At 72.6% G+C, this 17,425-nt stretch carries 17 protein-coding genes; 12 read left to right on the top strand and 5 right to left on the bottom strand.

The annotated features are described in order from the left end of the window. The first annotated feature begins 17 nt into the window (after positions 1-17). Positions 18-881 (top strand): biotin--[acetyl-CoA-carboxylase] ligase, encoded by an 864-nt coding sequence (locus AB0E77_RS01085; protein WP_361563739.1) that lies wholly within the window; start codon positions 18-20, stop codon positions 879-881. A 630-nt stretch (positions 882-1,511) separates the two neighbouring features. After that, on the top strand, positions 1,512-2,651 hold the full coding sequence (locus AB0E77_RS01080; RefSeq protein WP_361563736.1) for an adenylate/guanylate cyclase domain-containing protein: 1,140 nt from the start codon (positions 1,512-1,514) through the stop codon (positions 2,649-2,651). Positions 2,652-2,670: 19 nt separating this feature from the next. Here AB0E77_RS01080 and AB0E77_RS01075 read toward each other — a convergent pair whose 3' ends face one another. After that, positions 2,671-3,261: a hypothetical protein gene (locus AB0E77_RS01075; protein WP_361563733.1), complete on the bottom strand. Its 591-nt coding sequence runs from the start codon at positions 3,259-3,261 to the stop codon at positions 2,671-2,673. A 203-nt stretch (positions 3,262-3,464) separates the two neighbouring features. Between AB0E77_RS01075 and AB0E77_RS01070 the strand changes: the two genes are divergently transcribed. The 3 genes from AB0E77_RS01070 (at position 3,465) to hutH (ending at position 7,109) form a co-directional block, all read left to right on the top strand. Continuing rightward, on the top strand, positions 3,465-4,265 hold the full coding sequence (locus tag AB0E77_RS01070) for an enoyl-CoA hydratase-related protein (protein ID WP_361563730.1): 801 nt from the start codon (positions 3,465-3,467) through the stop codon (positions 4,263-4,265). A 66-nt stretch (positions 4,266-4,331) separates the two neighbouring features. Beyond that, positions 4,332-5,480, top strand: a complete 1,149-nt coding sequence (locus AB0E77_RS01065; RefSeq protein ID WP_361563727.1) for a GGDEF domain-containing protein — start codon at positions 4,332-4,334, stop codon at positions 5,478-5,480. A gap of 90 nt (positions 5,481-5,570) precedes the next feature. After that, positions 5,571-7,109, top strand: coding sequence for a histidine ammonia-lyase (gene hutH, locus AB0E77_RS01060; RefSeq protein WP_361564410.1), 1,539 nt, complete (start codon positions 5,571-5,573; stop codon positions 7,107-7,109). 81 nt (positions 7,110-7,190) lie between these two features. On the opposite strand, the gene AB0E77_RS01055 is transcribed toward hutH, so the two are convergent. Beyond that, positions 7,191-7,505: a hypothetical protein gene (locus AB0E77_RS01055; protein ID WP_361563724.1), complete on the bottom strand. Its 315-nt coding sequence runs from the start codon at positions 7,503-7,505 to the stop codon at positions 7,191-7,193. A 109-nt stretch (positions 7,506-7,614) separates the two neighbouring features. On the opposite strand from AB0E77_RS01055, the gene AB0E77_RS01050 reads away from it, so the two are divergent. The 4 genes from AB0E77_RS01050 (at position 7,615) to AB0E77_RS01035 (ending at position 11,778) form a co-directional block, all read left to right on the top strand. Further along, positions 7,615-7,968 (top strand): hypothetical protein, encoded by a 354-nt coding sequence (locus AB0E77_RS01050; RefSeq protein WP_361563721.1) that lies wholly within the window; start codon positions 7,615-7,617, stop codon positions 7,966-7,968. A gap of 222 nt (positions 7,969-8,190) precedes the next feature. Continuing rightward, the gene (locus AB0E77_RS01045) at positions 8,191-9,438 is read left to right on the top strand and encodes an Ig-like domain-containing protein (protein WP_361563718.1); all 1,248 of its coding nucleotides are present in this window, start codon (positions 8,191-8,193) and stop codon (positions 9,436-9,438) included. A 150-nt stretch (positions 9,439-9,588) separates the two neighbouring features. Further along, complete coding sequence (locus tag AB0E77_RS01040) at positions 9,589-11,061, top strand: ABC transporter permease (protein WP_361563716.1); 1,473 nt, start codon at positions 9,589-9,591, stop codon at positions 11,059-11,061. A 33-nt stretch (positions 11,062-11,094) separates the two neighbouring features. Beyond that, complete coding sequence (locus AB0E77_RS01035; RefSeq protein WP_361563713.1) at positions 11,095-11,778, top strand: ABC transporter ATP-binding protein; 684 nt, start codon at positions 11,095-11,097, stop codon at positions 11,776-11,778. A gap of 9 nt (positions 11,779-11,787) precedes the next feature. Here the strand turns inward: AB0E77_RS01035 and AB0E77_RS01030 are convergent, their stop codons facing one another. Then, positions 11,788-12,669, bottom strand: a complete 882-nt coding sequence (locus tag AB0E77_RS01030; RefSeq protein ID WP_361563711.1) for a helix-turn-helix transcriptional regulator — start codon at positions 12,667-12,669, stop codon at positions 11,788-11,790. A gap of 153 nt (positions 12,670-12,822) precedes the next feature. Between AB0E77_RS01030 and AB0E77_RS01025 the strand changes: the two genes are divergently transcribed. Further along, positions 12,823-13,863, top strand: a complete 1,041-nt coding sequence (locus AB0E77_RS01025) for an NAD(P)-dependent alcohol dehydrogenase (protein WP_361563708.1) — start codon at positions 12,823-12,825, stop codon at positions 13,861-13,863. Between the two features lie 111 nt (positions 13,864-13,974). On the opposite strand, the gene AB0E77_RS01020 is transcribed toward AB0E77_RS01025, so the two are convergent. Together AB0E77_RS01020 and AB0E77_RS01015 are read right to left on the bottom strand one after the other, a co-directional pair. Further along, complete coding sequence (locus AB0E77_RS01020; RefSeq protein ID WP_361563705.1) at positions 13,975-14,274, bottom strand: DUF6247 family protein; 300 nt, start codon at positions 14,272-14,274, stop codon at positions 13,975-13,977. A 125-nt stretch (positions 14,275-14,399) separates the two neighbouring features. After that, positions 14,400-15,641, bottom strand: a complete 1,242-nt coding sequence (locus AB0E77_RS01015; RefSeq protein ID WP_361563702.1) for an MFS transporter — start codon at positions 15,639-15,641, stop codon at positions 14,400-14,402. Positions 15,642-15,771: 130 nt separating this feature from the next. Here AB0E77_RS01015 and AB0E77_RS01010 point away from each other — a divergent pair, with 130 nt between their 5' ends. After that, the gene (locus AB0E77_RS01010) at positions 15,772-16,704 is read left to right on the top strand and encodes a LysR family transcriptional regulator (RefSeq protein ID WP_361563699.1); all 933 of its coding nucleotides are present in this window, start codon (positions 15,772-15,774) and stop codon (positions 16,702-16,704) included. Between the two features lie 138 nt (positions 16,705-16,842). Next, positions 16,843-17,355 (top strand): peptide-methionine (S)-S-oxide reductase MsrA, encoded by a 513-nt coding sequence (gene msrA, locus AB0E77_RS01005; protein ID WP_361563696.1) that lies wholly within the window; start codon positions 16,843-16,845, stop codon positions 17,353-17,355. Positions 17,356-17,425 lie beyond the last annotated feature (70 nt).

Here is a 17,425-nt window from a genome sequence, read left to right as displayed (position 1 = left end):
CACCTAGTGTGGGTTGCATGACACCCCGAGATGCCTCTGACCCGTCCGGCAGCCGCTGGTCCGATCTGGACCGGCCGCCCCTCAACGTCACGGCCCTGCGCCGGGGACTGGTGCGTGAGGGAGGGCTGTGGCGCCGGGTGGACGTGGTGCAACGCACCGGGTCCACCAACACCGACCTCGTGGCGCGCGCCGCCGAGGGCCAGGCGGAGGAGGGGGCCGTGCTCGTCGCCGAGGAGCAGACGGCCGCGCGGGGGCGGCTCGACCGGCAGTGGACGGCGCCGGCCCGGTCCGGTCTCTTCTTCTCCGTGCTGCTGCGGCCGGTGGAGGTGCCCGTGGCCCGGTGGGGCTGGCTGCCGCTGCTCACCGGCGTGGCGGTTGCGACGGGGCTGTCCCGGGCGGCGGGGGTGGACACGGCCCTGAAGTGGCCCAACGACCTGCTGGTGACCGTCGGCGACGAGGAGCGAAAGGCCGGCGGGATCCTGGCGGAGCGGGCGGGGGACGGTGTCGTCATCGGCGTCGGCATCAACGTGACGCTGCGTGCGGAGGAGCTGCCGGTGCCGCGTGCGGGGTCGCTGGCGCTGGCCGGGGCGGTGAGCACGGACCGGGATCCGCTGTTGCGGGGGATGCTGCGGTCGCTGGAGGAGTGGTACGGGCGGTGGCGGTCGGCCGGGGGTGACCCGGCGGTGAGCGGGCTCCAGGAGGCGTACGCGGCGGGGTGCGCGACGCTGGGGCGGGTGGTGCGGGCGGAACTACCGGGAGACCGGTCGCTGGTGGGGGAGGCGGTGGCCGTGGACGGGGACGGACGGCTGGTGCTGGCCACGGAGGCGGGGGTGCAGGAGCCCGTGGGGGCGGGGGACATCGTGCATCTGCGGGCTGTCTGACAGGGGGTGCCGCAGGCGGTTGTGCGGGGCGGTGCCTGCGGTGGCCTCCGGTGGTTGTGCGGCGCCGTGCGCGGTGCCTGCGGTGGCCTCCGGTGGTTGGGCGGGATGCCTGCGGCGGCCTGTGCGGGTTCGGTGGGGGTGCGTGTAGCGCGTTCGGTCCGGTGGTGGGTCGGGGCCGCGCCGGGGGGTGTCCGTCCTCGGAACGGCGCGAAATCGGTCTCCTGGCAGCAGGCGGGGCGTTGACGCGCCAACCGCTGCGGGCGGACACCCCCCGACACGGCCCCTTCGCGCCGTACGCGACTGACGGCAGACCCCCCAGCTGCGGGCGGTCGGCCGCCGTGCCGTCCCAGCTGCGGGCAGTCGTGCCGCTGGGGCGGCACGGGTGGGCGCAGCGGCACCCCGTAGCGCCGGGCCGCGTCATCCACCCGCCCAGCGACCGCGCCGGGCACCCCGGCGGCACCGGGTCACACGAACCCACCCCGGTCCACGACAGCGCGGGGCCCCGGCACCACACGGCCACGCATCCCGCCTCCCCCCGCTCCGCCCTCCGCCAGGAGTGAGCTGGGGCACACCTGACGTAAAGTTGGGGCCGGTCGAACCTGACCGCGGCAGATCGGAAGGGCAGCAGGCGTGACCGTCGACGACACGGGCTCCGGCGCGGACGGGGACGGCCGGGTGGACCCCGAGCCCGGCCCGGACTCCGCCGACTCCGGCGAGGACCCGCTCGCGCTGCGCCTCGAGGGACTGATCCTGGGCGCCGAGCGTCGCTACACCCCCTTTCAGGCCGCCCGCAGCGCGGGTGTCTCCATGGAGCTGGCCTCCCGTTTCTGGCGGGCCATGGGCTTCGCCGACATCGGCCAGGCCAAGGCGCTCACCGAGGCCGACGTCCTGGCCCTGCGGCGCCTGGCCGGTCTCGTGGAGGCGGGGCTGCTCAGCGAGGCCATGGCCGTGCAGGTGGCCCGGTCCACCGGGCAGACCACCGCCCGGTTGGCCGAGTGGCAGATCGACTCCTTCCTGGAAGGGCTGACCGAGCCGCCGGAGCCGGGGATGACCCGCACCGAGGTGACGTATCCGCTGGTCGAGCTGCTGCTGCCGGAGCTGGAGGAGTTCCTCGTCTATGTCTGGCGCCGTCAGCTCGCCGCCGCGACCGGCCGGGTCGTGCAGGCCGGTGACGACGAGGAGATGGTGGACCGGCGTCTCGCGGTCGGCTTCGCCGATCTGGTCGGCTTCACCCGGCTGACCCGGCGGATGGAGGAGGAGGAGCTCGGCGAGCTCGTCGAGGCCTTCGAGACCACCGCCGCCGACCTGGTGGCCGCCCGGGGCGGTCGCCTGATCAAGACCCTCGGCGACGAGGTGCTGTACGCCGCCGACGACGCCGGCACCGCCGCCGAGATCGCGCTGCGCCTCATCGAGACGATGGCGAACGACGAGACCATGCCGGAGCTGCGCGTCGGCCTCGCCTTCGGCACCGTGACCACTCGTATGGGCGATGTCTTCGGGACGACCGTGAACCTCGCCTCCCGGCTCACCTCGATAGCCCCGAAGGACGCCGTCCTCATCGACTCCGCCTTCGCCGAGGAGCTGATCCGCACCCGGGACGCCCCCTCGTCCGAGGCCGAGGCCGCCGAGGAGGCCGCCGCGGCGGAGAAGGAGGGCGAGGAGCCCCCGGCGTACCGCTTCGCGCTCCAGCCGATGTGGCAGCGGCCGGTGCGCGGTCTCGGCGTGGTCGAGCCGTGGCTGCTCACCCGGCGGGGTGACGGCGGGGAGTAGACGGGGGGTGCCGCTCGGGTCAGTCGTCGGTGTTCAGCACGTCCACGCACAGGCCCAGCAGCGGCACGCACAGTCCTCCCGGCGGTTCCGTGCGGGTCGGGGAGGGGGTCGGCGTGGCGGGTTCGTCCCGCTGCGGCGGGTGTGGCGTGGGAGGCCTCTCCGCCTCGTCGGCGGCGGGTGGGGTGTCCGGGCGGTCCGGGACGGTCGTCGAGGCCGCTGCCGACGGGGCCGGTGCGGTGGCCGAAGGGGGCGTGGCCGGGGGGTGTGCCGGCGTCGCCGAGCTGCTCTCGGGGCGGGTCGGTACGGGGGTGCTGGTGCGTGCGCTCAGGTCGGCCATCGCGGACGGTGTCGACGGGCTCGTCACGGGTGGGGTCCCGCCGGTGCCGGGGGTCCGGGGCGTTCCCGTTCTGCTCGCCTCCACGCGTGGTGCCGCCTCGGCGTCGTAGCCGCCCGGGCCCGGTTCCGGGACCAGGCGTACGAGGCTCAGGGCGCCGGCCGCCAGGGCCAGGCCGCCCGCCGCGAGGACCGCCTTGCGGGGGCGTGGGCGGCGGTGCCGGCCCCGGAGCCGGGGTAGCCGCGGTCGCTGTGTGGTCGGCGTGTCCGTCGTCATGGTCCCTCCCCGGTGCGCAGGTGCCCCCCGCCGCTGCGCTTGGCGAGCGACCATAGGCGTCGGTGGGGGCGTGGGTGGTGGTATCGGTCGGATGTCACTCGAACGGGTGGGCGGGGTGCTGGTGCGTGCCCGGCCTTTCGCCCGGACCGTGCGCCTGCGATGATCGGACCGTCGTTGTTAACCCGCGTTAACCGGAGGGTGTCATGAGCGAGGAGCGGTTCGGAGAGTTCGTCCTGGTGCGGCGGCACGGGGACGGGCATGTCGCGGAGCTCGCCCTCGACCGGCCCAAGGCCATGAACGCCGTCTCGACCGCGATGGCCCGGTCCATCGGCGCGGCCTGCGCGGCGCTGGGCGAGGACCGCGGCGTGAGGGTCGTCGTGCTGACCTCCACACATGAGCGGGCGTTCTGCGTCGGGGCCGATCTCAAGGAGCGCAATTCGTTCTCCGACGCCGATCTGCTGCGCCAGCGGCCGGTGACGCGGGGCGCCTACACCGCGGTGCTGGAGCTGCCGGTGCCGACGGTCGCGGCCGTGCACGGGTTCGCGCTGGGCGGCGGCTTCGAGCTGGCGCTGTCCTGCGACGTGATCGTGGCCGACCCCACGGCGGTGGTCGGGCTGCCCGAGGTGTCGGTCGGGGTGATCCCGGGCGGCGGCGGTACGCAGCTGCTGCCGCGCCGGGTGGGCGCGGCGCGCGCGGCGGAGCTGGTGTTCACGGCGCGGCGCGTGGAGGCCGCGGAGGCGCGCGAGCTGGGGCTCGTCGACCAGCTGGTGGGCGAGGGGCAGGACCGCGAGGAGGCGCTCGGGCTGGCGTCCCGGATGGCCGCGAACTCGCCCGTGGGCCTGCGTGCGGCCAAGCGGGCGCTGCGGCTCGGGCACGGGCTGGATCTGCGGGCCGGCCTGGAGGTTGAGGACGCGGCATGGCGGTCGGTGGCCTTCTCCGGGGACCGGGCCGAGGGTGTCGCGGCGTTCAACGAGAAGCGGGCGCCGCGCTGGCCCGGGGAGTGACGGCGCAGGGTCCCCGTTCGCGTCGTCCATGTCCACTTTTGGGTAAAACGTCCCTAGCCTGGAGTGATGGGTGAGGACAGACGGCTCGAGGCCGTCGTGGCGTTGGCACAGGGCATGGCGGCCGCGCACAGTTCCCCGGAGGCGTGGCGGGCGGCGGCCGTCGGCGCCTGCCGGGCGTTGGGCGGCAGCTTCGCGGCCCTGTCGGTGTGGGAGCGCGAGCTCGGTCGGCTCCGGGTCCTGGTGAACGTGGGCGAGCGGGCCGAGGACGAGGAGGAGTTCCCCGAGGACGAGTCCTACCCCGTGCACCAGTTCGCCGAGATCACCGAGTTCCTGCACGAGCGCTGGGCGGGCGGGGGCGAGCCCGACGCCTGGGTGGAGACGGCCGAGGGGCCCGCCGCGGGGAGCCCCGGATACGTCCATCAGCGCGTCGCCGCCCTGCGCCGCCGTGGGCGCGGCTGCTGCGTGGTCGCGCCGATCGTGCTGCACGGCCGCGCCTGGGGCGAGCTGTACGTGGCCCGTCCGGTGGGCGAGCCCGTCTTCGCGCGGGGCGACGCCGACTTCGCCACCGTCCTGGCCGCGGTGGTGGCCGCCGGGATCGCGCAGACCGAGCGGCTGGAGGAGGTCCGGCGCCTCGCGTACACCGACGCGCTCACCGGGCTCGCCAACCGCAGGGCGGTCGACGCCCGCCTGGACGAGGCGGTGGAGCGGCACCGTACGGAGGGGGTCGTCGTCAGCCTCGTCGTGTGCGACCTCAACGGGCTCAAGCGGGTGAACGACACCCACGGGCACGCCGTCGGCGACCGGCTCCTGGAGCGCTTCGGGTCGGTGCTGTCGCTGTGCGGGGCGATGCTGCCGGGGGCACTCGCGGCCCGGCTCGGCGGGGACGAGTTCTGTCTGCTCGCGGTCGGTCCGCCCGCCGACGCGGTGGTGAAGGCGGCCGAGGAGCTGTGCCGCCGGGCGGCCGAGCTGGAGCTCGGCGACGGCGTGGCCTGCGGGGTCGCGTCCACGGAGGACGCCGTGGGGCCCGTGCGTTCGGCTCGCCGGCTGTTCCGGCTGGCGGACGCCGCGCAGTACCGGGCCAAGGCCGAGCAGTCCGACCGGCCGGTCGTCGCCGGGCGCGAGGGGCCCGACGATCCCGTCGTACGGCTGGCGGACCAGCCGCCCAGGGACGGGGACGGGGAACGCCGGCGGTTCCGGGGGCGGCATTCGCCCTAGCGTTCCTCCGCCGGTGGTGCGGGTAAGGGGTGAGCCCCGGAGGAGGGGGTGACATTGCGGAATTCAGTGCGTACGCTCCTGAATATGAATATGCACACTGTGGTGGTGGGGACGTCCGGGGTCACCGCGTCCGACGTCCTCGCCGTGGCGCGCGCAGGCGCCCGGGTCGAGCTCTCCGAGGAAGCGGTGGCGGCGCTGGCGGCGGCCCGCGGCATCGTGGACGCGCTGGCCGCCAAGCCGGACCCCGTCTACGGCGTGAGCACCGGCTTCGGCGCCCTGGCGACCCGGCACATCAGCCCCGACCTGCGCGCCCAGCTGCAGCGCAACATCGTCCGTTCGCACGCCGCCGGCATGGGGCCGCGCGTCGAGCGCGAGGTCGTGCGCGCCCTGATGTTCCTCCGGCTGAAGACCGTCTGCTCCGGGCACACCGGCGTCCGCCCCGAGGTCGCGCAGACCATGGCCGACGTCCTCAACGCCGGCATCGCGCCGGTCGTGCACGAGTACGGCTCCCTCGGCTGCTCCGGCGACCTCGCGCCGCTCTCCCACTGCGCCCTGACGCTGATGGGCGAGGGGGACGCCGAGGGCCCCGACGGCACCGTGCGGCCGGCCGCTGAGCTGCTCGCCGAGCACGGGATCGCCCCCGTCGAGCTGCGCGAGAAGGAGGGCCTCGCCCTGCTCAACGGCACCGACGGCATGCTCGGCATGCTGGTCATGGCCCTGGCCGACCTCGACACCCTCTACAAGTCCGCCGACGTCACCGCCGCGCTGACCCTGGAGGCCCTGCTCGGCACCGACAAGGTGCTCGCCCCCGAGCTGCACGCCATCCGCCCGCACCCGGGGCAGGCCGCCAGCGCCGCCAACATGGCCGCCGTGCTCAAGGGCTCCGGCCTCACCGGCCACCACCAGGACGACGCCCCCCGCGTCCAGGACGCCTACTCGGTGCGCTGCGCCCCACAGGTCGCCGGCGCCGGGCGCGACACGATGGCCCACGCCTCCCTCGTCGCCGAGCGGGAACTCGCGGCGGCCGTGGACAATCCGGTGGTGCTGCCCGACGGGCGCGTGGAGTCCAACGGCAACTTCCACGGCGCCCCGGTCGCCTACGTCCTCGACTTCCTCGCCGTCGCCGTCGCCGACCTGGGCTCCATCGCCGAGCGGCGCACCGACCGGCTGCTCGACAAGAACCGCAGCCACGGTCTGCCGCCGTTCCTCGCGGACGACGCGGGTGTCGACTCCGGGCTGATGATCGCCCAGTACACGCAGGCCGCGCTGGTCAGCGAGCTGAAGCGGCTCGCCGTACCGGCCTCGGCGGACTCCATCCCGTCCTCCGCGATGCAGGAGGACCACGTGTCCATGGGCTGGTCGGCGGCGCGCAAGCTGCGTACGGCCGTCGACAACCTCACCCGGGTGATCGCCGTCGAGCTGTACGCCGCCACACGCGCGATCCAGCTCCGCGAGGGACTCACCCCGGCCCCGGCCTCGCAGGCGGTCATCGACGCCGCGCGGGCCGCGGGTGTCGAGGGCCCCGGGCCGGACCGGTTCCTGGCCCCCGACCTGGCCGCGGCGGACGCCTTCGTGCGCACCGGCGGCGTGGTCGCGGCGGCGGAGACGGTCACCGGGCCGCTGCGCTAGCCGGGTCGGACCCACGGGTCCCGTCACGCGGGGCGTGACGGGACCCGTAGGTCAAAACTGTCAAAAGAACGTCAAGTGATCTCAAAAATCAAGGCGTTCCCGGCGCACCGAGTAGACGACGAACCCGGCGCCGAGGCCGAGGCAGGCGGTGCCGCCGATGACGTACGGGGTGCTGTCGAAGCTGCCGGTGTCGGCCAGCCGGGCGCTCTCCGCGCCCGCCGCCGTGTCCGTCGACACGGCTCTGGCCTGCGCGGTGACCTGCGGGGACGGGCTCGTGGCGGCGGTGTCCTCGGCCGGGGCCCCGGGTGTCGCGTTCGCGGACGGGACGAACCACAGGGCGCACAGCAGGCCCCCCGCGGCGGCGGCGGTCAGCAACGGACGGCGAGCGGATGACACGGAATATCGATCCCCTTGTGGCGCTGGCGAATTGGCCGTGTGGGCAGATGTTAGTGAAAGGCGCGGGTCACAGGAAAGTCACGGGAGGGGTCCGCCGTACTCTCCGGGCATGAGCACTCCGGAGACATCACGTTTTGTACGGCTTCGTGTGGACCTCGTCCTGGCGATCGACGACGAGGAGGCCGTCACCGGCGCCGCGCTGCAGGCCCTCGCCGACGACCCCGAGCTGCCCGACGCGGAACGGGCGCACGCCGAGCGCGCTGTGACCGAGGACACCGCCGAGGCCCTGGCCTACCTCGTGGACCCGTTCGACCTGGTCAGCGAGGTGCCCGGGATCGAACTCCAGCAGGCCTCGTGGAGCAGTGAGCAGATCGACTACGACCCCGACTCGCCCGACTGGGACCTGGACGAGGATGATGGCGGCCAGGATGATCCGGAAGACGGGAAATCGGCGGCCGGCTGACGCGCCGTGGGGAAAACGTGGCCCCCGGTCGGCAACCGCCACCGGGGGTTTCACCGTCTCAAGGGACGCACCGACCGACCCCCGCACCACCACCGCCCCGCGGCGGAGTGGTATGTCCCACACCGACTGACGATATGGAACGGGACGAACCGGTCGTAGCGTTGAACGTCTTGACGGGGGAGCTCGGGGTTTCGGGAATCGGCAACGATGGAGAAGCGTGTGATGACGGACGGTAAGCGGCGCAAGGGCCTGGCGGCCGCGTCCGCACTGCTCGGCGGTGTGCTGGTGCTCTCGGCATGTTCCAGCAACGACGCCGACGCCTCCGGAGGTGGGGACGACGGCACCTCGCAGGCACAGGTCGACGAGGCCGCGGCCAAGAAGACCTCCGAGGCCCAGATCAAGATCACGCCCGAGAACGGCTCGGACAACGCCTCCATCAACAACTCGGCCACCGTCACCGTGAGCAAGGGCACGCTCACCGAGGTCAAGATGACCACGACGGACGGCACCGAGGTCAGCGGCGAGATATCCGCCGACAAGACCAGCTGGAAGCCCAGCTCCCAGCTCGAGCGGGCCACCACCTACAAGCTGACGGCCACCGCCAAGGACTCCGAGGGCCGCGCCGCCCACGAGAACTCCTCGTTCACCACGGTCTCCAAGAGCAACAGCTTCATCGGCACCTTCACCCCGGACGACGGCAAGACCGTGGGCGTCGGCATGCCCGTGTCGATCAACTTCGACAAGGAGATCACCAACAAGGCCGCCGTCCAGAAGGCGATCACCGTCAACACGACCAGCGGCCAGGAAGTCGCCTGCCACTGGTTCAGCACCCAGCGCATGGACTGCCGCCCCGAGACGTACTGGCAGGAGGGTTCCACCGTCACCCTCAAGCTGGCGCTCGACGGCGTCGAGGGTACCGAGGGCGTCTACGGCGTCCAGCAGAAGACCGTCACCTTCAAGATCGGCCGCAACCAGGTCTCGTACGTCGACGCGAAGACCAAGCAGATGAAGGTCACGCAGGACGGCAAGACCGTCCGCACCATCCCGATCTCCGCGGGCTCCCCCGAGAACAAGACCTACGAGGGCCAGATGGTGATCTCCGAGAAGTACAAGGAGACCCGGATGGACGGCTCGACCGTCGGCTTCACCGACGACGACGGCAAGGGCGAGTACGACATCAAGGACGTGCCGCACGCCATGCGGCTGAGCACCTCCGGTACCTTCATCCACGGCAACTACTGGGGCAAGGGCATCTTCGGCAGCGCCAACACCAGCCACGGCTGCGTGGGCCTGGAGGACGTCAAGGGCGCCGGCGACCCGAACACCCCGGCCGCCTGGTTCTACAACAACTCGATCATCGGTGACGTGGTCGTCGTCCAGAACACCGGCGACAAGACCATCTCCCCGGACAACGGCCTCAACGGCTGGAACATGGACTGGGCCCAGTGGAAGGCGGGTTCGGCGGTCTGACGCCGAACACCCCGCGCCGCAGAGCCACTTCACGACGGACGCCCGTCGCCCCGCACCGGGGGCGGCGGGCGTCCGCCGTTCCCGCCGCTTCTCATCCTCCTCTTACGCGGCCCTTATCCCTTCATCACGGGCCGTCCCTACTTTGCGGCCATGTTCTTCACCTACCTGAGGCGCGAGCTGCGCCGCCGCAGAAAGGCGGCCCTCGTCGTCGCCTCCGGCCTGGCGCTGGGCATCGCGCTGGTCATCGTCGTCGACTCCGTCTCCTCCGGCATGGGCAAGGCCCAGGACAAGGTCCTGCAGTCCCTGTACGGCCTGGGCACGGACATGACGGTCACCAAGGCCGCGTCGCCGGCCCCCAGCACCTCCGAACGGCCGCGTTTCCGCTTCGACGCACAGGACGACGGCTCCGAGGAGGAGCAGAGCACCGACCGCGTCATGGTGCAGGGCTTCCAGACACTGGCGAGCTCGACCGTCGGCAAGGTCGCGGGACAGAGCGGTGTCGCGGACGCGGTGGGCGGGCTGAGCCTCCAAGTCATGAAGGTCAGCGGGCAGTTCACGCGCGGTCAGTTCCAGCAGGAGGGCGGCACCGGCGGCCAGGGACAGGGACAGGGCGGCCCGGGCGGCGGGCAGGCCCCCGAGGGCCGTGTCCAGGGCGGCGGCGCCGACTTCGACGTCAACAGCTACTCCGTCTACGGCACCGACGTCACCGAACCCGCGCTCGGCCCGCTGACCTCCTCCTCCATCACCAGCGGCCGTACCTTCAAGACGTCGGAGACGGATGCGAAGGTGGCCGTCGCCGACGCGGCGTACGCCAAGGAGAAGAAGCTCACGACCGGCTCCACGGTCACCATCAAGGGCACGAAGTTCCAGATCGTCGGCATCGCCACGGCCGACAGCGGCGACGCGGCGGCCAACCTCTACGTGCCGCTCGAGCAGGCCCAGACGCTGGGCGACGCCAAGGACAAGGTCACCACGATCTACGTCAAGGCGACCGACTCGCAGAAGATCGACGGCGTCAAGGCCGCGATCCAGAAGAACATCCCGGGCACCACGGTCACCACCTCCGCCGACCTCGCCGACACCGTCTCCGGCTCCCTGTCCACCGCCTCCTCGCTCGCCGCCGGCGTCGGCAAGTGGCTCTCCCTCGTGGTGCTGGCCGCCGCGTTCCTCGTCGCCGGACTGCTCACCTCCTCGGCCGTCTCCCGCCGGGTGCGCGAGTTCGGCACGCTCAAGGCGCTGGGCTGGCGCTCGGGCCGGGTGACCCGGCAGGTGGTCGGCGAGGCCGTCGTCAACGGCCTGGTCGGCGGCGTCCTCGGCATCGCGCTCGGCCTGGCGGGCGCGTACGCCGTCACCGCCGTCAGCCCGACGCTCCAGGCCCAGCTGGGCGGCGGCACGAGCGGCGGCGGAGGAATGGGCGGCGGCTTCGGGGGCGGCGGCATGGGCGGCCCCGGCCGGCAGACCGCGGCGAAGACGCTGGACATCGCCCTCACCGCGCCCGTCAGTCTCACCACCATCGTCCTCGCGGTCGCCCTCGCCGTGGCCGGCGGGCTCGTCGCCGGCGGCTTCGGCGGCTGGCGCGCCTCCCGGCTGCGCCCCGCGGACGCCCTGCGCCGCGTCGAGTAGCGCCCGCCACCCACCTCTCCCAGGAGTTGCACCATGTACGAACTCAGCGGCGTCACCAAGCGCTACACCCGCGGCAAGGACACCGTGCACGCCCTCGACGGCGTCGACCTGACCATCGCCGACGGCGACCGGCTCGTCATCCAGGGCCCCACCGGCGGCGGCAAGTCCACGCTGCTGCAGATGCTGGGCGCCCTGGACCGGCCCAGCGCCGGCCGGGTCGTCCTCGACGGCACCGACCTGGCCGCGCTGCCCGAGGCCCGGCTGACCCGGGTGCGCAGCGAGAGCATCGGCTTCGTCTTCCAGTCCTTCAACCTCATACCGACCCTGACCGCCCAGGAGAACGTCGAGACCGCCCTGGTCCCGCTCGGCGTCAAGGCGAAGGACCGGCGAGAGAAGGCCGCCGAGGCGCTGGCCTCCGTCGGCCTCGGCGAACGCCTCGGTCACCTCCCCGGCGAGATGTCCGGCGGCCAGCAGCAGCGCGTCGCCATCGCCCGCGCGCTGGTCAAGCAGCCGAAGGTGCTCCTCGCCGACGAACCCACCGGCAACCTCGACGAGTCGACCCGCGACGAGATCATGGACGTACTCGACCGCATGTGGAAGGAGCTGGGTCTCACCTTCGTGATGGTCACCCACGACTCGGCGATCGCGAAGAAGGCCCCGCGTCTGGCGACGATCCGCAAGGGGCGGATCAGCATCAGGGAGAACGCATCCGCGTGAGCCCGGCTGTCAGGGACGGGCGACGGCCTCCGCCGCGTCCGTCCCCCAGCTCGCCAGCAGGCGCAGTGCCTCCGCCGACGGGGAGCCGGGCTCGGCGTGGTACGTGATGAAGGCCTGTTCGTCGTCGTCGACCAGGCGGAACGTCTCGAAGGACAGGGTCAGGTCACCGACCAGCGGGTGCCGCATCCGCTTGACGCCGTAGCTCTTCTCCTTGACGTCGTGCGTGGCCCACAGGCGGCGGAACTCCTCGCTCTTCACCGACAGCTCGCCCACCAGTGCCGACAGGCGCGGGTCGTCCGGGTGCCGGCCCGCGTCCATGCGCAGGAAGCTGACCATGTCGTACGCCTTCTGGTCCCAGTCGACGAACAGCTCGCGGTAGTCCGGGTTCAGGAAGACCAGCCGCGCCCAGTTCCGCTCCGCCGCCGGCAGCTTGCCCCAGTCGCCGAAGAGCGCCGCGGCCATCCGGTTCCAGGCGAGGATGTCCGACCGTCGGCCCGTGACATAGGCGGGCACCGTGTCGATCGAGTCCAGCAGCTGGAGCAGTGCCACTCGCACCGGTCGCTGCTGGGGCCGGCCCGCCGACGCCCGCCGGCGCTGCTGCTTCGGCTTCGCCAGGTGCGTCAGGTGGGCGTGCTCGGCGTCGGTCAGCCGCAGCGCCCGGGCGATGGCGTCCAGGACCTCCGCCGACACGTTCTGCCCGTTGCCCTGTTCCAGCCGCGTGTAGTACGCCACGGACACACCGGCGAGCTGCGCCAGCTCCTCGCGGCGCAGTCCGGGGACCCTGCGGTGCCGCCCGAACTCCGGCAGCCCCACGTCCTCCGGCTTCAGCCGGGCCCGCCGGGTCCGCAGGAACTCGCTCAGTTCGGCACGCCGGTCCAGCTGTCCATCCATGTCCTCCAGTATTCCCGGTCGTACGCACAGGAGCCTGTCCCCGCTGGTGGTAGGCACGCTGGACGTAGGCAGAAGGGTGGTCTGGGTGGAGTGGGGGCGCGCAGGCAGGGTGGAGGGCGAACACACCTCCCCGAGAATTCCGGAGACCCCGGCATGACCACTGTCGCCGCATACGCCGCCCCCGCCGCCAAGGCTCCGCTGGAGCGCACCACCATCGAGCGGCGCGAGGTGGGCGAGCACGACGTCCTGATCGACATCAAGTTCGCCGGCATCTGTCACTCCGACATCCACCAGGCCCGCGAGGGCTGGGGCGAGGCCATCTTCCCGATGGTTCCCGGCCACGAGATCGCGGGTGTCGTCGAGGCGGTCGGCCCCGGCGTGACCAAGTTCAAGGCCGGCGACCACGTCGGCGTCGGCTGCATGGTCGACTCCTGCGGCGAGTGCGAGAACTGCGTGGCGGGCGTCGAGCAGCACTGCGTCCGCGGCAACGTCGCGACGTACAACGGCGTCGGCAAGGACGGCGAGCCCACCTACGGCGGGTACTCGCAGAAGGTCGTCGTCGACGAGGCCTTCACCCTGCGCATCCCGGACGGGCTGCCGCTGGACGTGGCCGCGCCGCTGCTGTGCGCCGGCATCACCACGTACTCCCCGCTCAAGCACTGGGGCGCGGGCCCCGGCAAGAAGGTCGCCGTCGTCGGCCTGGGCGGCCTCGGCCACATGGGCGTCAAGATCGCGCACGCCCTCGGCGCCGAGGTGACGGTGCTCTCCCAGTCCCTGCGCAAGAAGGACGACGGCCTGAAGCTGGGCGCCGACCACTACTACGCGACCAGCGACCCGAAGACCTTCGAGGAACTGGCGGGCTCCTTCGACCTGATCCTCTCCACGGTCTCCGCTCCCCTGGACTTCGGCGCGTACCTGGGCCTGCTCAGGACGGGCGGCGCCCTGGTCAACGTCGGCGCCCCCGAGGAGCCGGTCTCGCTCAACCTCTTCTCCCTCATCGGCGGCAACAAGACCCTGGCCGGCTCGATGATCGGCGGCATCGCCGAGACCCAGGAGATGCTGGACTTCTGCGCGGAGCACGGCATCGGCGCCGAGATCGAGCTGATCGAGGCGTCCCAGATCAACGAGGCGTACGAGCGCGTCCTGAACAGCGACGTCCGCTACCGCTTCGTGATCGACACCGCGACGATCTGACCCCGCCCGCGGACCAGGCGTCCGCAGGGGAAGCCCTCCCCGGACAAGAGCGACACCCCCGCATGCCGGCGGGTGTCGCTCCGTCCCCCGGCCCGACGGCGCACCGCCGGATCATGCGCTGACGAGTGGACGTGCGAAGCGGCAGTTGCTGGACAGAGTCGTTTCCCAGTTGCGGAAGTCTGCTGCCAGATCCGGCTGCCGCTGGATGTAGACGTACGCGGCCCACTGGGCGATGAACCGTTGCAGGGGGGCCAGATCCGATCCCTGCCGGGCCTGATCGGCCGCCAGGTCCAGCTCACGGGTGAACGCCGGCAGCGCGGCCGGTGCGGTCTGTGTGATCGCGTGACGCAGCGCGGTGACCGTGGCCGGAGGCTGGGGAACGAGCGGTTGCCCGGCAGCGGACAAGGTCATCGGCGCTCCCATGGGCGTGATCCCGGTCCCAGGCCTCAGAGTATCGGGCGGGACTCCTGCCGCACCGCTCGAACGGGTGAGGCAGAACCGATACGCCCGACGGCTCCCGGCCACCGCGATCGAAGTCACGTGGCAGGGACGTCCTTCGACGGCGCGGTGGTGGCAAGGTCGGTCATGTGTCTGCGGCGGGGCAGCAGGAGGGGGGTCGTGAGGAGGAGGGTGCCGGAGGCGGTGATCGCGGGGAGGGGGCCGGTGAGGGTCGCCAGGACGCCCCAGGTGAGCAGCAGGGCGGCCTGGACGAGTCTGCTGCCGACGCTCCAGGTGCTGAGGACCCGGGCGGCGCTGTCCCCGGGGGTGCGTCGCAGGCGTTCCGTGGCATGGATCGGGTTGAAGACGCCCATGCAGGTGATCAGCAGGCCCTCGACGACGATCAGGGTGACGAGCCCCGGGACGCCTGGCCGGAGGAACGCGAGGCCGATCGGGAACAGGGAGCGCAGCCAGCCCGAGGCGGCCAGTACCCGGTGGCGGCCGTACCGGCGCACCAGGCGGGCGGAGAGGCGGGCGCCCGCGAAGCCGCCGAGGGCCGGGACTCCGAAGGCGAGGCCGTACTGCCAGGCCGGGAGGTGGTACTCGCCCAGCAGGAGGACCGCCAGCAGGGGAGTGGTGGCCGTGATCAGGCCGCTCACCAGGACCTGGTTGAGGAACAGGCGCCGCAGTACGGGGTCGTGGACGATGACCCGCCCGCCGTGCAGCAGGCCGGCTGCTCCCGGCCGGGCCGCCGGGTCGCGCGGTGTCGCCACGTCGCTGCCGCGGATGCGGCGGACGGCCATCGCGGACGGCAGGTGGCTCAGGGAGTCGGTCAGGACCGTGACGACCGGGCCGAGGAGTTCGACGAGCGCGCCGCCGACGGGCGGGCCCGCCGCGGTCGCCACCCACAGGGTGCCCTCGAACCTCCCGTTGGCGGCGAGGAGGCGGTCGCCGCGGACCAGGTGCTTCAGATACGCGCCGGACGCGGCGGTGAAGGCGAGGCCCGCGGTCCCGGAGACGACCGAGACGAGCAGCAACTGGACGTAGGAGAGCAGGCCGAGGACGTACGCGACCGGGACGCTCGCCAGCGCGGCGAACCGCACCAGGTCCGTCGCGATCATCACCGGTCGTTTGGGCCGGTGCTCGATCCACGGCCCCAGCGGGAACGCCACGAGCGCCGAGACGGCGATCCCCGCCGCCTCCAGCAGTGAGACCGCGAACGCCGACGCGTCCAGCACACGCACCGCGATCAACGGGAACGCGCCGAACGCCGTCCAGGTGCCGTATGTGCTGACGGCGTAGGCCCACCAGAGCCGGCCCAGGTCCGACCCCTTTTCCACGTGTGCGCTCCCCTCTCAGGAACAACCGATGCTCGGGTCCGGTCATCAGAGCGGATCCGGGAGGCGCAGATCAAACAACCGGCTTCCGATGGGACACAACCGGTGGTTGTGCGCGCGTAGGCTGTCGTCCGTGGACACCGAGGCAGTGCGATCGTTCGTCCGGGCCGCCGAGCTCGGTCAGCTCCGGCACGCGGCCGACGAACTGGGCGTGACACAACAGGCGGTCTCGAAGCGGATCGCCGCCCTGGAACGCGAACTGGGCGCCCGCCTGTTCACCCGCACCCCCCGGGGTGTCGAGCTGACGCTGGACGGCCAGGCGCTCCTCCCGCACGCCCGCAGCATCGTCGCGGGCGCCGACCGTGCCCTCGCCGCCGTCAGGCCGGCCTCCCGGGCCCTGCGGATCGACGTGCTCGGCCTGCGGAGCGCACAGGCCGTCGTCCTGCACGAATACTGGCGCGCGCACCCCGGGACCGACCTCGACGTGGTGACCCTCAGGGCCGACGACCCCCACGTGGCGGCCGCCGCCGTCCAGGCGGGGGAGATCGACGCCTCCTTCCGCAGCGTCACCGATCCCGCCACGCTGCCGCCCGACGTGCGGATGATCCACGCCTTCGACTCCCCGCTGGAACTCCTCATCGGCCCCAGGCACCCGCTCGCGTCCGCCCGCACGCTGACGCCGTCCCGGCTGCGCGGACTGCGGATCTGGGTGCCCGGCATCGCGCCCCGCAGCGAGTGGGCGGACTTCTACGACCAGCTCGCCGAGGCCTTCGACCTGCGCATCGACGCGGCCGGCCCGAACTTCGGCAACGAGGTGCTGCTCGACACCCTCGCGGACTCCGCCGACGTCGCCACCCTCGTCGGCGCGCGCGACCGGTACCTCTGGCCGGCCCGGCACGACCTGCGGCGCATCCCGATCGTGAACCCGACGCTCGCCTACCCGCTCTCCCTCATGCTCCGCGCGACCCATCCGCACCCGGGCCTGCGGGCGGTCGTCGACCACCTCGCCGCCCTGCCGGCGCTCCCCGGGCCGTCCTGGCGGCCGTCCTGGGCGACAGCGCGGTGAACGGCCGGGCAGGCAGCGGGACGGGGCACGGAATCGCACGTCGTCCTCGCGTGTTGAGGGAAGCGGGCACCGAATGCCGGTCGATGTGCGAACCGAGCAGCCCGAGCGACCGGACCGAACGATTTTGGAGGGGCCGTAATGGCTGCGCAGACGCAGAGGGCCGTGCTGGCGGGCGGATGCTTCTGGGGGATGGAGGAGCTGATCCGCCACCTCCCGGGAGTGACCGCGACCCGGGTCGGATACACCGGAGGTGACGTGCCGAACGCGACCTACCGCAACCACGGCACGCACGCGGAGGCCATCGAGATCCTCTTCGACCCGGAGCAGACCGACTACCGCGCGATCCTGGAGTTCTTCTTCCAGATCCACGACCCGAGCACCGTGAACCGTCAGGGCAACGACATCGGCCTCAGCTACCGCTCGGCGATCTACTACGTCGACGACGAGCAGAAGCGGATCGCCGAGGACACCATCGCCGACGTGGACGCCTCCGGGCTCTGGCCCGGCAAGGTCGTCACCGAGGTGGAGCCGGTCGGCCCCTTCTGGGAGGCCGAGCCCGAGCACCAGGACTACCTCCAGCGCTACCCCGAGGGCTACACCTGCCACTTCCCGCGCCCGGGGTGGCGGCTGCCCGCCCGTAACAAGGGCTGAGCCGCGGGCGGTCAGGCCGGCCGGAGCACCGGCCCGCCGGACCGCCGCCGCCCGGCGCGCTCGAGGCGCG

The sequence above is a fragment of the Streptomyces sp. NPDC032940 genome, from assembly GCF_040636935.1.
Taxonomy (GTDB): Bacteria; Actinomycetota; Actinomycetes; order Streptomycetales; family Streptomycetaceae; genus Streptomyces.
This window is presented reverse-complemented; position numbering and strand designations above follow the sequence as displayed.

Coding starts and splice junctions, on each gene's coding strand:
- AB0E77_RS01085 (WP_361563739.1), top strand. CDS start 18: ATGACACCCCGAGATGCCTCTGACCCGTCCGGCAGCCGCTGGTCCGAT.
- AB0E77_RS01075 (WP_361563733.1), bottom strand. CDS start 3,261: ATGACGACGGACACGCCGACCACACAGCGACCGCGGCTACCCCGGCTC.
- AB0E77_RS01070 (WP_361563730.1), top strand. CDS start 3,465: ATGAGCGAGGAGCGGTTCGGAGAGTTCGTCCTGGTGCGGCGGCACGGG.
- AB0E77_RS01065 (WP_361563727.1), top strand. CDS start 4,332: ATGGGTGAGGACAGACGGCTCGAGGCCGTCGTGGCGTTGGCACAGGGC.
- hutH (WP_361564410.1), top strand. CDS start 5,571: ATGCACACTGTGGTGGTGGGGACGTCCGGGGTCACCGCGTCCGACGTC.
- AB0E77_RS01050 (WP_361563721.1), top strand. CDS start 7,615: ATGAGCACTCCGGAGACATCACGTTTTGTACGGCTTCGTGTGGACCTC.
- AB0E77_RS01045 (WP_361563718.1), top strand. CDS start 8,191: ATGACGGACGGTAAGCGGCGCAAGGGCCTGGCGGCCGCGTCCGCACTG.
- AB0E77_RS01040 (WP_361563716.1), top strand. CDS start 9,589: ATGTTCTTCACCTACCTGAGGCGCGAGCTGCGCCGCCGCAGAAAGGCG.
- AB0E77_RS01035 (WP_361563713.1), top strand. CDS start 11,095: ATGTACGAACTCAGCGGCGTCACCAAGCGCTACACCCGCGGCAAGGAC.
- AB0E77_RS01030 (WP_361563711.1), bottom strand. CDS start 12,669: ATGGATGGACAGCTGGACCGGCGTGCCGAACTGAGCGAGTTCCTGCGG.
- AB0E77_RS01025 (WP_361563708.1), top strand. CDS start 12,823: ATGACCACTGTCGCCGCATACGCCGCCCCCGCCGCCAAGGCTCCGCTG.
- AB0E77_RS01020 (WP_361563705.1), bottom strand. CDS start 14,274: ATGACCTTGTCCGCTGCCGGGCAACCGCTCGTTCCCCAGCCTCCGGCC.
- msrA (WP_361563696.1), top strand. CDS start 16,843: ATGGCTGCGCAGACGCAGAGGGCCGTGCTGGCGGGCGGATGCTTCTGG.